Raw genomic sequence first — 14,362 nt, 5'->3', positions numbered from 1 at the left:
ATTAGCCTCTTTTCCATCTTGTACCCTGTGGTGTATCTTCTAAGATAATATTCATTTCCTTTAATTGATCCCTGATTTGGTCGGAAAGCTGAAAATTACGGTCTTTGCGAGCTTGGATTCTTTTTTCAATCAATGCATCTATTTCTTCATCCAGCATTTCTGTTGTTTCAAGCGTCAGGCCCAATACCTTAAATAATTCATCAAATTTTTGAGTGAATTTATCGATCACTTCTATTGCTGTATTTTTTTCTAAAAGGTAGTAGTTAGCCAGCTTCGAAAGGTCAAAGATGACGGAAATAGCCTTCGCAGTGTTGAAGTCATCATCCATCGCATTAATAAACTCTTCCTGTAAGGATGCAATCTTGTCTAACCACTCGTTATTATCTTTTGTTAGATTTGTACTTGATTCTTTCCGATGCTTTAGATTTTGATAAGAGGTAGTTAATCTGTCAAAGGCCGCCTTTGTACTTTCCAATAACTCTTCACTATAGTTGATTGGATTGCGGTAATGAACAGATAGCATAAAAAATCGTAACACTTGTGGATTATGCCGTTGGATAATGTCATGTACTAAAACAAAGTTCCCAAGTGATTTTGACATTTTTTCATTGTCAATATTAATATATCCATTGTGCATCCAGTAGCGGGAAAAGGTTTTTCCAGAAAGTGCCTCTGATTGAGCGATTTCATTTTCATGATGCGGAAACGTTAAATCTTGACCACCAGCATGAATATCAATCGTTTCACCTAGATATTTCTTTGCCATTGCCGAGCATTCAATATGCCAGCCTGGCCGTCCAATTCCCCATGGGCTTTCCCAATAGATTTCCCCTTCTTTTGCTGCCTTCCATAAGGCAAAATCTAAATCATCTTGTTTCTTCTCCCCAACCTCAATCCTGGCACCTACCTGCAGGTCATCAATCGATTGGTGAGACAGCTTGCCGTAACCATTAAAACTTCGTGTTCGGAAGTAGACATCCCCTTCTGATTCATAGGCATAGCCCTTTTGAATGAGAGAATCAATAAATTCAATAATGATCTCCATATTATCCATTACACGTGGATGGACATCCGCATGTTTGCAGCCTAATGCTGTTACATCCTCAAAATACGCTTGAATAAACCGGTCAGCAACCGTTGGGACATCCACTCCAAGCTGATTGGCAGCACGGATTAATTTATCATCTACATCTGTAAAATTAGATACATATTGGATGTCATATCCTCGATACTCAAAATAACGGCGAACCGTATCAAAAACAATTGCCGGACGTGCATTACCGATATGAATATAATTATAGACGGTCGGACCACAAACATACATTTTTACTTTTCCTTCTTCGAGCGGGACAAATACTTCTTTTTTACGGGTTAGTGTATTATACAGCTGAATGGTCATTCACTTTATTCCTTTCTCTCTTCAATTCGATCAACTCTTCTTTCAACTCAATTATTTCAATTTGTAAATCTGTAATACGATCTGCAATAGGATCAGGAAGATTACAATGATCTAAGTCCTTGCCAATTCGTTTGCCGTTTTGGATAACTACCCTGCCAGGAACGCCAACAACGGTTGAATTAGGGGGTACTTCCTTTAATACAACAGAACCTGCACCAATTTTCGAATTCTCCCGGATTGTTATAGAGCCTAGAACCTTTGCACCTGTAGCAATTAATACATTATCTTTTATAGTTGGATGACGCTTGCCTTTCTCTTTTCCGGTTCCCCCAAGTGTCACACCCTGAAATATGGTTACATTATCACCAATTTCACAAGTCTCTCCAATAACAATCCCCATACCGTGATCAATAAATAATCTCCTGCCTATTTTTGCACCTGGATGGATTTCAATACCTGTGAAGAACCGACTTATTTGAGAAATGACCCGTGCAAGAAAATAAAACTTTCGCTTGAAAAATGCATGTGCAATTCGGTGCCCCCAAATTGCATGTAAGCCTGAATACGTCAGGATAACTTCTAAGTGAGTTCTTGCTGCAGGATCTTGTTCAAAAACAACCTCAATATCCTCCTTCATTCTTTTGAACATGTTCTCATTTCCCCCTTAAATGTAATGGAGTGTCTTTGTAAAATAGTCCCCATCTTGTTTCTAATAAAATGGCTGTGTTAAACTTGACTGTTGATTTGAGCTCCACTAAGGAAAGCTTCTTTGAATAATCACCGCAGTGACAGGCGGTCTGTGCCTGTAACGAGGCGCTACGCTTTCCGCGGGCGGTCCGGGGAGCCTCCTCGGCGCTGAAGCGCCTGCGGGGTCTCCCCCGCCCCGTCCTCCCGCAGGAGTCGAGCGCCTTCCACTCAAATCAACAGGTTTTAAAATCAACAATATCCTTTAACACACAGCCAATAAAATAAAAAACGCCCCTGTCATAACGACAGAGACGCATTTTGCGTGGTTCCACTCTGATTAGACCGTAAGCCTTTATCCATTCGGCTTACATTGGTCTCACTCTACCTGTTAACGGAAAGGTTCCGCCCATGTCTATACAGATTCTCATCCTTTCGAAATGGGACTCAGAGGTGCATGTTCAAACATGAGAGGCTTAAACCACTTTCAGCCGGTGATGGTCTTCTCTTTAAAGCATCATATTCTACTTTTCCTCTTCTACATTTTTTCATATAGAAAGTTTATTTCTTTTACTATATTACATTTTGGCGCCAATGTTAACCAATAATTTTTTTTATTCTCTTCTGAACCTTTTCTTTTCCTAAAAGTTCAATGGCTTGTGGTAAATCTGGACCGTGGGTTTGCCCTGAAACTGCTGCACGGATTGGCATGAACAAGTTTTTCCCCTTTTGGCCAGTTGATTTTTGCACTGCCTTCATTGCCGCCTTAATTTCGTCAGCTTTAAAATGCGGAAGCTTTTCAAGCTCATCAGAAAATGCCTTTAGGACTTCAGGAACTGTTTCCCCTGATAATATTTCCTTGGCATCCTCTTCGTATTCGGCTTCCTCTTTATAGAACATATCAGATAGTTCAACAATCTCTGCCCCAAAGCTCATTTTTTCTTGTAAAAGTGAAACTAAGCTTTTGGTCCATTGCTGTTCCTCTTCGGTTATGCTCTCACTTACTCTTCCAGCTTTAACGAGATGTGGTAACGATACCTCGAAAACTCGGTCTACGTCTACCTTTTTCATATATTGATTGTTCATCCATGTAAGCTTTTGAGTATCAAATAAAGCTGGTGATTTCGATAAACGACTCGCATCAAATATCTTGATAAACTCCTCTTTTGAAAAGAGTTCTTCTTCTCCTTCTGGAGACCAGCCTAGTAACGTAATAAAGTTAAATAAGGCTTCTGGCAGATAGCCTAATTCTTCGTATTGCTCGATGAATTGGATGATTGATTCATCACGTTTACTTAACTTCTTTCTGCTCTCATTTACAATTAGAGTCATATGACCAAATATCGGCGGCTCCCAGCCTAATGCTTCATAAACCATTAGCTGCTTAGGCGTATTAGAGATATGGTCATCACCACGTAGTACATGGGAGATCTTCATTAAATAATCATCAATGGTTACCGCAAAATTATACGTTGGTGTCCCATCCTTTTTGATGATGACCCAATCACCCATTCCTTCTGATTCAAAGGATACAGGCCCTTTTACCAAATCATCAAACGTATAGGTCTTCCCTTCTGGTACGATAATTCTTATACTTGGCTCACGGCCTTCGCTTTCTAATTTTGCACGTTCTTCAGCAGTTAGATGACGGCACTTTCCAGAATAATGTGGAGTTTCGCCTCTCTCCGTCTGCTCTTCCCTCTCCGCTTCAATTTCCGCTTCTGTACAATAGCATTTATAGCCATGACCATTCTCTAGCAATTGATTGTAGTAGGTTTGGTAAATATCATTTCTTTCGGATTGCCGGTATGGTCCATATTCACCGCCGACATCCACACTTTCATCCCAATCCATACCTAGCCATTTAAGGTATTTTAATTGACTTTCTTCACCGCCAGCAATATTTCGTTTTTTATCTGTATCCTCAATGCGGATAATAAACTTTCCACCTTGATTACGTGCAAATAAATAATTAAATAATGCTGTACGGGCATTTCCAATATGTAAATGGCCAGTTGGACTTGGAGCATACCTTACACGAACTTCATTTGACATCATTATGCCTCCGTATACCTGTGATTTTCTATATCTGATTTATTTTACCATTGTGGATTTCAGCAATAAAGACAATTACATCTTTTTTAGTAAAACTGCCACTTGTGAAGCAATTCCTTCACCACGGCCAGTAAAGCCTAGTTTCTCTGTGGTAGTTGCCTTCACGTTAATTTGTTCTAGTTCGGCATCTAATAACTGAGCAATCCGCTCTTTCATTTGCTCGATGTACGGTGCCATTTTGGGCTTCTGTGCAATAACGGTACAATCTGCATTAACCAACTCGTATCCTTTATCTTTCACAATCTGCCATACATGTTCCAAAAGCTTAGCCGAATCCGCATCTTTAAACTCAGGATCTGTATCGGGAAAATGCCTGCCAATATCACCTTCCCCGATAGCTCCTAGACACGCATCAGCAATCGTATGTAATAAAACATCCGCATCTGAATGACCTAATAGGCCTTTTTCATAGGGGATGGTAATACCGCCTATAATCAGCGGACGGCCCTCTACTAGTTGGTGTACATCAAATCCTTGACCAATTCGAAACATATTCAAAAACTCCCTTGTCTTTTCTTTACTATCGCTTCGGCAAAAAATAAATCCTCCCGGGTAGTAAGCTTGATATTATCATAATCCCCCTCAATGATTGTGACTGGATGAGAGATTCGCTCTACCAAACTTGCATCATCCGTACCAATAAAGGAATCCATTTCTGCCTGTTCATAGGCCTTATACAAAACGGAAAAACGAAAAGCTTGTGGGGTCTGGACAGCCCACAAGCTAGATCTTTCGACAGTTGCCATTACCATATGATCGCGTACTGTTTTCATGGTATCTTTTGCTGGCACTCCAATGATTGCTGCACCTGTTTCTTGTGCTGTATCTAGTAGTCGGTGAATATTTTCCTTGAGAATAAAAGGACGAGCTGCATCATGAACAAGGATTATTCCGTCGGTCTTTACCGTTTTCAATGCATTATAAATGCTATCTTGACGTTCTTGTCCACCTCGAACTAAATCCAGCACCTTCTTCACCTTATGCTGTTTTAATAATAATCTAAATTCCGCTTCATCCTGTGGGCTAATAGCTAAAATGATGCCCTCACATAATTCATCTTCTTCAAATACCCTTAAGGTATGGATTAATATAGGTATGTTATTCAGTTCTAGCAGAAGCTTATTTTTCCCTGCTCCCATCCTCTTCCCCTGACCCGCTGCCGGGATAATGACTTGATAGGCCATAATAAAACTCCCATCTATCTCTAATTGTCTGTCTAGCTACAGCGCCTTTTCCAATAATTTCGGTTTTGCAAAGATCATTCTTCCTGCTGATGTTTGAAGAACACTTGTAACAAGAACTTCAATTCTTTTTCCAATGTATTCTCTGCCTTCCTCAACCACAATCATTGTTCCGTCATCAAGATATGCTACGCCTTGGTGATATTCCTTACCATCCTTGATTACCTGCACGGCTAACTCTTCCCCTGGTAAAACAACTGGTTTAACAGCATTGGCTAAATCATTAATATTCAATACTGAAACGTTCTGTAATTCACATACTTTATTAAGATTAAAGTCATTGGTAACAAGCATCCCATTCGTAATCTTAGCTAGTTTCACTAGTTTGCTGTCCACTTCTTGAATTTCATCAAAATCGCCTTCATAAATTTCTACTTTAATCGCAAGTTCTTTTTGGATCCGATTTAATATATCTAGTCCACGTCTGCCTCTATTTCGCTTTAGGACATCAGATGAATCAGCAATATGCTGTAGTTCCTCGAGTACAAAGCGAGGAATGACAATTGTTCCTTCTAAAAATCCTGTTTGGCAAATATCAGCCACACGACCATCAATAATTACACTAGTATCTAGGATCTTAAGCGACTGACCCTCCGCCTGTTCAGAATCTTCTTCTCCACCCTTCTTCTTGCCACGGCTGCCAAATAGATTTAAAAGCTCATCTCTTTTCTTAAATCCGACCTGAAAGCCTAAGTAACCAAATAATAATGTCAGTAAAAGAGGAGCGACCGCATTTAGTATAGGCTCTTGAATTGCATTTAGAGCAAATCCGAATAAAAAGGCTACTAACAAGCCAAAGATTAATCCTAAACTGCCAAAAATCACATCTGTTACCGGGATTTTCACCAGTGAATCTTCTGCCCATTTAATAAACTCAAGTACATAATCTACTGCCCAAAAAGTAATAAGATAAAAAATAATTGCACCTAGAATAGCCGTGGCATACGAGCTACTGATTATTGGAATGTCATTCATTTTAATTAATTCTAGCAATAGCGGAATCAATAATATCCCAAGAGTCCCGCCTGTAATGAGAAAACATGCTTGCACAATACGTTTTAACATTCCTTCACCTCCTCTATTCATTATAAACATATTCCCAAAAATGAAACCTTTGTTTCTTGATTATTTTTATAAAATAGCAAATTAAATGGTCACCGTTTTCATAGCAAATTTCCCCTTCAAGGGTAGCATTGGGGAAAATCTCTGTCAAATATATGGAAATTGTTTTTAAAAATTAGATTTATAATTGCCGCTCAGTATATAAGCGATCTTTTATTAATTTTAACCCTTCCTTAATTTTTTTTGCTCGAATTTCCCCTATCCCCTCAACGTCATCCAGCTGTTCAACACTAGCCACGATAATTTTTGAAAACTCACCGAAGCGGTTAATAATATTTTCAATAATAACAATAGGCAGTCGAGGGATTTTGTTGAGAATCCGATATCCGCGGGGATGTTTATTTTCATCAAGAGGAATATACCCTTGATACCCCATTAGTTTCAGGATAGCAATATCATCTAATGTTCCATTACTAGTTAATACCTGCATTCGTTTAAGAACATCTTTTTCCTTAATATTTCGCTCGAGAGCATAATCTTTAATAATAAGAGACGTCTCCTCTTCTAAATCGGTTAGAATCTCATTCATTTGCAGACGAATAAGCCTGCCCTCAGTGCCAAGTTCATTTAAGTAAGTAATAAGTTCATTTTTTATTTTAAGCACCATTTCAAATCGGTGAAGAACAAGTAAGAAATCGTTATATGTAACCGATTCTTCATACTCTAAAATACTCAGATTGGCAATACTTCGCCCTAGGACTGATTTATACTTTTCCAGCATTTGAATGGCCTGATTTGCCTTTGTTAGGATCACTGAAATATCTTTTAAGGCATAACGGAAGTTTCCTTGATAGAGGGTGATGACATTTCGTCTTTGGGAAATAGCAATGACAAGTGCTTTTGTCTGCCTAGCCACTCTTTCAGCAGTCCGGTGCCTCATACCTGTTTCTGATGCGGAAATGTCTGAATCCGGAACCAGTTGGGCATTCGCAATTAGAATCGTATTTCCTAATTCATTAAGGATAATCGCGCCATCCATTTTTGCTAACTCATATAGATAACTCGGCGAAAATGGACAATTAATTTGAAATCCTCCATCTACAATACTTTTAACTTTATCATTGTAACCAACTACGATTAGCCCGCCGGTATTTGCCCTAAGTACATTATCGATTCCTTCACGAATCGGTGTACCTGGGGCAATAAACTGTAAAACTTCGCTTACGGTTTGTTCACCTAGCTTTCTATTTTCCATATACTACACCCCCAACGCTGCTTTTAAAGCTTCAGCTACGGTAGAGACGCCGACTAATTCTACACCTTTCGGACTTTGCCAGCCCCCTAAATTATTAGCAGGTAAGATAACCCGTTCGAAACCCAATTTTGCCGCTTCCTGAACGCGTTGTTCAATTCTAGAGACCCTTCTTACCTCCCCAGTTAGCCCAACCTCACCTATAATACAATCTGTTGCCCTCGTAGGTTTATCCCGAAAGCTTGATGCAATACTTACGGCAATCGCTAAATCAATGGCTGGTTCATCTAATTTTACTCCACCTGCTACCTTAAGGTACGCGTCTTGATTCTGAAGCAGCATTCCCATTCGCTTCTCTAATACAGCCATTAATAATGGTACACGGTTATGGTCAATCCCCGTTGCCATTCTCCTTGGATTCCCAAAACTTGTTGGAGAAATTAAAGCTTGGATTTCAACCAGTACCGGCCGGGTGCCTTCCATTGACGCAACTACTGTTGATCCTGCAGCACCTTGTGATCTCTCTTCAAGAAAGATTTCCGATGGATTTGCCACTTCTTCTAGTCCAAATTCTTTCATTTCAAAAATTCCCATTTCATTTGTTGAGCCAAAACGATTTTTTACGGCACGCAGAATTCGATACGTATGGTGTCGTTCCCCTTCAAAGTAGAGGACGGTATCAACCATATGTTCGAGTAGTCTTGGACCGGCAATCGAGCCTTCCTTTGTTACATGACCAACAATGAAAATGGCAATCCCTTTGGTTTTTCCTATTCTCATTAACTCTGATGTACACTCACGGACCTGAGAAACACTACCAGGTGCAGATGTGACTTCCGGATGAAATATCGTTTGAATAGAATCAATAATAACAAAGCTTGGATTTGTACTTTCAATGTTTCGGCTAATTTCATCTAAATTTGTTTCAGAATAAACGAGGAGATTTTCAGATTTTATCCCTAATCTTTCTGCACGAAGCTTTGTTTGTCTCAAAGATTCCTCACCGGATATGTATAAAACCTGATTACCTTTATATGCAAGTTGAGATGACACCTGTAAAAGGAGGGTTGACTTACCGATACCAGGATCACCGCCAATTAGCACGAGCGAGCCCTTAACAACTCCTCCGCCTAAAACACGATTAAGCTCATGTAAATCGGTAAGAATCCTCGGTTCATCCAAAGATTCAATAGCTGTAATAGGAGTTGGTTTGGCTGATATTGCAGAGCCGCCACTAGAATGTGCAAAGGCACCTCTTCTATTCCCGCCAGTTACCTCAACTTCCTCCACCATCTTGTTCCATTCCCCACAACCAGGGCATTTTCCCATCCATTTAGGAGATTCATACCCGCACTCCTGACACATGAATTTCGTTTTACGTTTGGCCATTTCTATCTACCCCTGACTCTAAATACAAAAAGAGGTACACGGTCGAACTAGTATCGTGTACCCCTTTTAGTTGTTCGTTCATTTGAATAATAGTTATTTAGTCAGCGTCGTTTTTTCTGCTGTTCTAACTAAGAATTCACCATTATCTACATCAATAATAACATGCTGACCCGTTAATACTGTACCTTTTAACAGCTCCTCAGAGAGACGGTCTTCAATATGCTTTTGAATAGCCCTGCGTAATGGACGGGCACCGTACTCTGGGTCGTAGCCTTCTATAGAAATTTTTGCCTTCGCTGCTTCTGTTAATTCTAAAGAAATATGCTGCTCTTTAAGACGTTTCACTAACTGGTCAGACAGAAGCGTAACAATTTCTTCTAGATGCTTTCTCTCCAAAGCATGGAAGACAATAATTTCATCAATACGGTTTAAGAATTCTGGACGGAAGGCCTTTTTCAATTCTTCCATTACCTTACCCTTCATATCCTTATAATTCTGCTCGCCATCTTGAATATTAAAACCAACATACTTGTTACGTTTCAACGCTTCTGCTCCGACGTTAGAGGTCATAATCAGAACTGTATTGCGGAAATCAACGGTTCTACCTTTAGAATCTGTTAAACGACCATCCTCGAGAACTTGCAATAGAATATTAAATACATCTGGGTGTGCTTTTTCGATTTCATCAAGCAGGATAACGGAATACGGTTTTCTTCTTACTTTTTCCGTTAATTGACCGCCTTCTTCATAGCCCACATACCCAGGAGGAGATCCAACCAAACGAGAGGTGGAGTGCTTCTCCATGTATTCAGACATATCGATACGAATCATGGCGTCCTCATCACCAAACATTGCTTCTGCAAGTGCTCGTGCCAATTCGGTTTTCCCTACCCCTGTAGGCCCGAGGAATACAAAAGAGCCAATTGGACGTTTCGGATCCTTTAAGCCTGCTCGTGCACGACGAACCGCTTTGGAAACAGCCTTAACCGCTTCCTCTTGGCCAATTAACCGGGAATGCAGGATTTCCTCTAAATTAAGCAATTTAGCTGTTTCTGTTTGAGCGAGTTTTGAAACCGGTATACCAGTCCAGCTCGATACTACACTTGCAATATCTTCAACAGTAACTTCACTGTTTTCTTTTCCTTGTTTTTCTTTCCATGTTTTCTTGGTTTCTTCCAGCTGTTCGCGAAGTCGTTGTTCAGTATCCCTTAGCGAAGCAGCTTTTTCAAATTCTTGACTCTGAACAGCAGAATCCTTCTCTTTACGTACTTCATCAAGCTTAACTTCTAATTCTTTTAAATTGGGAGGAGTCGTATAAGAGCGTAAACGAACCTTTGAACCTGCTTCATCAATTAAGTCAATCGCTTTATCGGGCAGGAACCGGTCAGAAATATAGCGATCTGATAGCTTAACCGCAGCTTCAATTGCTGCATCCGTAATGGATACCCGGTGATGGGCTTCATAGCGATCTCGAAGACCCTCTAATATTTGGACAGACTCATCAGCTGTTGGCTCCTCAACACGGATCGGCTGAAAGCGGCGTTCTAACGCTGCGTCTTTTTCGATATATTTACGATACTCGTCAAGAGTAGTTGCACCGATACATTGCAGTTCTCCACGGGCCAAGGATGGTTTTAAGATATTAGAAGCATCAATGGCCCCTTCAGCTCCCCCGGCTCCAATCAATGTGTGTAATTCATCGATAAAGAGGATGATATTACCTGCCTGGCGAATTTCATCCATTACTTTTTTCAATCGATCTTCAAATTCTCCACGATATTTGGTACCAGCTACTACTGTTCCCATATCAAGGGTCATAACCCGCTTATCACGAAGAATTTCCGGAACTTCATTATTGACAATTTGTTGGGCAAGACCTTCCGCGATAGCCGTTTTACCAACACCAGGCTCGCCAATTAATACGGGGTTGTTTTTTGTACGGCGGCTTAACACTTCAATTACACGCTGAATTTCCTTACTTCTGCCAATAACAGGATCCAAACTTCCTTCTCTAGCAATAGAAGTTAGATCTCTTGCAAGACTGTCGAGGGTTGGGGTATTCGCACTTACTGATGCGCCTCCCTGATGCCCGCCTGATTCATTACTACCTAGTAATTGTAAAACCTGTTGTCGTGCTTTATTTAAGCTTACTCCGAGATTATTAAGAACTCTTGCAGCGACACCTTCTCCTTCACGGATTAAACCTAGGAGAATATGTTCAGTTCCAACATAAGAATGTCCTAATTTTCGAGCTTCATCCATCGATAATTCAATTACCTTTTTCGCTCTTGGTGTATAGTGGATCGTTTGGGATGCTTCTTGGCCTTTCCCGATTAACGATTCAACTTCCTTTTGGATCTTTTCAGAACCTAAACCTAGCCCATAAAGTGCTTTTGCAGCAATGCCTTCTCCTTCACGGACTAACCCTAATAAAATGTGTTCTGTCCCAATATTATTATGCCCAAGTCTAATTGCTTCCTCTTGTGCTAAAGCTAATACTTTTTGAGCTCTTTCAGTAAAACGGCCAAACATCATATTCCATTCCTCCTCACTATTTTTCTTGCTCCATTTTTAGTCGTTCTCGAATTAATGCTGCTCGTCTTATGTCTCTTTCATCTGGTCGTAAATGCCCTCCGGCATACTGCTGCAAAAAGCCAGGCTGTGTTAAAATCATTAGTTCATTCAATATATTCTTAGGTAAATCCTCAATGTACCCCATATCAATTCCTAAACGAACATCAGATAGGCACTTTGCAGCCTCTTTTGTTTCAATGACCCTGCAATTAGTTAACACCCCGTAAGATCGGAATACTCTATCTTCTAATTGTATGTTAGAAGTTTTGCGTAATGCTTCACGAGCGGACCTTTCTTGTGAAATTAACTGACTTACAACACCCTTAAGGTCTCGGCAAATATCTTCCTCTGATTTTCCTAATGTGATTTGATTGGAAATCTGAAATATATTTCCGAGTGCTTCACTCCCCTCACCATAGATCCCTCTTACAACCAATCCCAGTTGATTAATAGCAGGAATGATGCGATTAATTTGCTGTGTCAACATTAGACCAGGTAAGTGCATCATTACGGAAGCACGAAGTCCTGTTCCAACATTTGTAGGGCAGCTTGTTAGATAGCCATGCTTCTCATCAAAGCCAAAGTGAATGTGACTTTCAAGCCAATCATCTATTTCATTAGCTGCATCCAGCGCCTCTGTTAGTTGAAGCCCCGGAAACAGACACTGTATGCGAATGTGATCCTCTTCATTTAACATAATACTAACTTCTTCATTTTCGGTTAATAGAACTGCACCATAGGGCGATTCCTCTGCCAAGTTAGGACTAATCAAATGTTTTTCTACTAAAACTCTTTTTTGCAGCGGTTGTAATTCATCGATTTTCAGTAATTCGATTTGCCCGAACTTAGAGAAATTTGATTCACGGAGTATTTCTTCCATTTTTAAAATAACCGATTGTGCTTCTTCGTGAGAAAATAATGTTGGAAACTTAACGTTATCAAAGTTTCGGGCTAAACGGATTCGGGAACTAAGGACAATATCTGAGTCTGGTCCCTCCTCACTCATCCACGAGCTGACTGCTTGATTGATAAAGCGTTCAAGCGACACGTTATTCCCCTCCCTTATTGCTGTCTGATAAGTCTTTTTCGAGCATGCGAATTTCATCTCTTATCATAGCAGCCTTTTCAAATTCCTCTTGTTGGATTAAATCCTTTAATTCATTCTTAAGATTTTCAACCTGTTTTCTTAGTTGAATTCCTCCGCCAATTCTCTGCGGGATTTTGCCGCTATGGGACCAATTTCCGCTGTGAAGTCTTCTTAAGACTGGTGGAAGCTGTTCTTTAAATGTTTCATAGCAATGCGCACATCCGAAACGCCCAACTTTTATAAATTGTGGAAATGTCATCGAACATCCATTACATTGAAGAATTTCTTCTTGATGAAAGGTATTTTGATTTTGTTTCTGAACAGAAGGATCAATATTTAATAGACCTGCTAAAAGGTTATTAAAAGTAAAACCAGATCCTCCAGTAATCATAAACATCTCGCCCTTTTCTTGAGCACATTTTTCGCAAAGATTTACTTCGGTTTTTTCACCGTTGATGATTTTTGTAAAATGCAGTGCAGCAGGTCTTTGATTACAATCTTGGCAAATCATTACTCATTTCACCTCTCTAGCTGGTATAAATTATTTATATTTCAGTGATGTTAACATCGCTTTCAACATTCTGGCTCTTAATTCATCTCGGAATGGAAGATCAATATATAGAACAGAACGATCAATGACACTTAACATAATTTTTGCTTCTCGTTTTGTAATTATCTCCTCATGAACAAGTCTAAAAATAACATCTTCTGCTGTAGTTTGTGCAATACGAATATTAATGAGTGATAGCAAATGATCAATTAGATCGACTAAATCATGGGACTGGACCTTCATGATTCGAATATACCCGCCTCCACCGCGTTTACTTTCTACGATATACCCCCGCTCAATAGTAAACCGTGTATTAATAACATAATTGATTTGCGACGGGACACATTGAAATTTATCAGCAATTTCACTACGCTTTATTTCAACATGTTCCTTTTCACTCATTTCTAACACTTGCTTTAAATACTTTTCAATAATATCGGAGATGTTCCTCATCTTCCCACCCCCTTTTTGACTTTGACTATATTTGACTTTAATTATACTGAAAATTTTATGTAGTTGCAAACAACATGCTACTAATGATTTTCTCCATTTTTTGCAGGCACGAAACCTGTTAAATATGTTTTTAGGAAATTAGTTGTGGTTTGGAATTGGGGTTGGGGGTTGGTTTACCATCTATCTTAGAAAGACCCGTTGAAGGAAACAGGTTACACCACAAGGTTCAATTCTCCGACTATTGTTCCCTCTTTCAGTAAAAACGTCATCGGTCGGGCACGATTCTCTGGCTATCGTTCCCTCTTTCAATAAAAACACCACCGCTCGGGCACGACTCTCCGACTATCGTTTCCTCTTTCAATAAAAATATCGCCTCTCGGGCACGATTCTCCTATAATCCGTTACCTCACTATTTTTTCCAAACAACACAAAAAAACACAACCTTCATTCGGTTGTGTTTCGTTTTGCCTGGCAACGTCCTACTCTCACAGGGACAAAGTCCCAACTACCATCGGCGCAAAGAAGCTTAACTTCCGTGTTCGGTATGGGAACGGGT

General features: G+C 39.9%; 12 protein-coding genes, 1 rRNA gene and 1 other annotated feature. All 13 genes read right to left on the bottom strand.

The window, feature by feature from the left end; translation table 11 throughout:
- Nucleotide 1 precedes the first annotated feature (1 nt).
- Nucleotides 2–1,399 carry a cysteine--tRNA ligase gene (cysS, locus tag BLR86_RS23355; protein ID WP_090767551.1) on the bottom strand — a complete coding sequence of 466 codons (1,398 nt, stop codon included), beginning with the start codon at nucleotides 1,397–1,399 and terminating at the stop codon, nucleotides 2–4.
- Nucleotides 1,380–2,048 (bottom strand): serine O-acetyltransferase, encoded by a 669-nt coding sequence (gene cysE / locus BLR86_RS23350; protein WP_090767548.1) that lies wholly within the window; start codon nucleotides 2,046–2,048, stop codon nucleotides 1,380–1,382. Before cysE ends, cysS begins: the two co-directional genes overlap by 20 nt.
- A gap of 342 nt (nucleotides 2,049–2,390) precedes the next feature.
- Nucleotides 2,391–2,633: a binding site (T-box leader), on the bottom strand.
- A 47-nt stretch (nucleotides 2,634–2,680) separates the two neighbouring features.
- The gene (gene gltX, locus BLR86_RS23345) at nucleotides 2,681–4,138 is read right to left on the bottom strand and encodes a glutamate--tRNA ligase (RefSeq protein WP_090767545.1); all 1,458 of its coding nucleotides are present in this window, start codon (nucleotides 4,136–4,138) and stop codon (nucleotides 2,681–2,683) included.
- 75 nt (nucleotides 4,139–4,213) lie between these two features.
- The gene (ispF, locus tag BLR86_RS23340) at nucleotides 4,214–4,690 is read right to left on the bottom strand and encodes a 2-C-methyl-D-erythritol 2,4-cyclodiphosphate synthase (protein ID WP_090767542.1); all 477 of its coding nucleotides are present in this window, start codon (nucleotides 4,688–4,690) and stop codon (nucleotides 4,214–4,216) included.
- Nucleotides 4,691–4,692: 2 nt separating this feature from the next.
- Nucleotides 4,693–5,382 carry a 2-C-methyl-D-erythritol 4-phosphate cytidylyltransferase gene (ispD, locus tag BLR86_RS23335; RefSeq protein ID WP_090767535.1) on the bottom strand — a complete coding sequence of 230 codons (690 nt, stop codon included), beginning with the start codon at nucleotides 5,380–5,382 and terminating at the stop codon, nucleotides 4,693–4,695.
- Between the two features lie 36 nt (nucleotides 5,383–5,418).
- Nucleotides 5,419–6,504, bottom strand: coding sequence for a PIN/TRAM domain-containing protein (locus BLR86_RS23330; RefSeq protein WP_090767532.1), 1,086 nt, complete (start codon nucleotides 6,502–6,504; stop codon nucleotides 5,419–5,421).
- Between the two features lie 178 nt (nucleotides 6,505–6,682).
- Nucleotides 6,683–7,756, bottom strand: coding sequence for a DNA integrity scanning diadenylate cyclase DisA (gene disA, locus BLR86_RS23325; protein ID WP_090767529.1), 1,074 nt, complete (start codon nucleotides 7,754–7,756; stop codon nucleotides 6,683–6,685).
- Nucleotides 7,757–7,759: 3 nt separating this feature from the next.
- Nucleotides 7,760–9,142 carry a DNA repair protein RadA gene (gene radA, locus BLR86_RS23320; protein WP_090767527.1) on the bottom strand — a complete coding sequence of 461 codons (1,383 nt, stop codon included), beginning with the start codon at nucleotides 9,140–9,142 and terminating at the stop codon, nucleotides 7,760–7,762.
- 93 nt (nucleotides 9,143–9,235) lie between these two features.
- Nucleotides 9,236–11,677 carry an ATP-dependent protease ATP-binding subunit ClpC gene (clpC, locus tag BLR86_RS23315; RefSeq protein ID WP_090767524.1) on the bottom strand — a complete coding sequence of 814 codons (2,442 nt, stop codon included), beginning with the start codon at nucleotides 11,675–11,677 and terminating at the stop codon, nucleotides 9,236–9,238.
- Nucleotides 11,678–11,693: 16 nt separating this feature from the next.
- Nucleotides 11,694–12,764, bottom strand: coding sequence for a protein-arginine kinase McsB (locus BLR86_RS23310; protein ID WP_090767520.1), 1,071 nt, complete (start codon nucleotides 12,762–12,764; stop codon nucleotides 11,694–11,696).
- Nucleotide 12,765: 1 nt separating this feature from the next.
- Nucleotides 12,766–13,314, bottom strand: a complete 549-nt coding sequence (locus BLR86_RS23305; RefSeq protein WP_090767518.1) for a protein-arginine kinase activator protein McsA — start codon at nucleotides 13,312–13,314, stop codon at nucleotides 12,766–12,768.
- 30 nt (nucleotides 13,315–13,344) lie between these two features.
- On the bottom strand, nucleotides 13,345–13,806 hold the full coding sequence (locus tag BLR86_RS23300) for a CtsR family transcriptional regulator (RefSeq protein ID WP_090767515.1): 462 nt from the start codon (nucleotides 13,804–13,806) through the stop codon (nucleotides 13,345–13,347).
- Between the two features lie 466 nt (nucleotides 13,807–14,272).
- A 5S ribosomal RNA gene (rrf, locus tag BLR86_RS23295) occupies nucleotides 14,273–14,362 on the bottom strand; the annotation flags it as partial.

Origin of the sequence: Bacillus sp. OK048 (genome assembly GCF_900103525.1) — a bacterium.
Lineage (GTDB): Bacteria > Bacillota > Bacilli > Bacillales > Cytobacillaceae > Neobacillus.
The sequence above is the reverse complement of the archived record's forward strand: the minus strand, read 5'-3'. Positions and strand labels throughout refer to the sequence as shown.

Excerpts from the sequence above, each read along its gene's own strand:
- BLR86_RS23300 (WP_090767515.1), bottom strand. The coding sequence starts at position 13,806 with ATGAGGAACATCTCCGATATTATTGAAAAGTATTTAAAGCAAGTGTTA.
- BLR86_RS23330 (WP_090767532.1), bottom strand. The coding sequence starts at position 6,504 with ATGTTAAAACGTATTGTGCAAGCATGTTTTCTCATTACAGGCGGGACT.
- ispD (WP_090767535.1), bottom strand. The coding sequence starts at position 5,382 with ATGGCCTATCAAGTCATTATCCCGGCAGCGGGTCAGGGGAAGAGGATG.
- cysS (WP_090767551.1), bottom strand. The coding sequence starts at position 1,399 with ATGACCATTCAGCTGTATAATACACTAACCCGTAAAAAAGAAGTATTT.
- gltX (WP_090767545.1), bottom strand. The coding sequence starts at position 4,138 with ATGTCAAATGAAGTTCGTGTAAGGTATGCTCCAAGTCCAACTGGCCAT.
- radA (WP_090767527.1), bottom strand. The coding sequence starts at position 9,142 with ATGGCCAAACGTAAAACGAAATTCATGTGTCAGGAGTGCGGGTATGAA.
- BLR86_RS23305 (WP_090767518.1), bottom strand. The coding sequence starts at position 13,314 with ATGATTTGCCAAGATTGTAATCAAAGACCTGCTGCACTGCATTTTACA.
- ispF (WP_090767542.1), bottom strand. The coding sequence starts at position 4,690 with ATGTTTCGAATTGGTCAAGGATTTGATGTACACCAACTAGTAGAGGGC.
- clpC (WP_090767524.1), bottom strand. The coding sequence starts at position 11,677 with ATGATGTTTGGCCGTTTTACTGAAAGAGCTCAAAAAGTATTAGCTTTA.
- cysE (WP_090767548.1), bottom strand. The coding sequence starts at position 2,048 with ATGTTCAAAAGAATGAAGGAGGATATTGAGGTTGTTTTTGAACAAGAT.
- disA (WP_090767529.1), bottom strand. The coding sequence starts at position 7,756 with ATGGAAAATAGAAAGCTAGGTGAACAAACCGTAAGCGAAGTTTTACAG.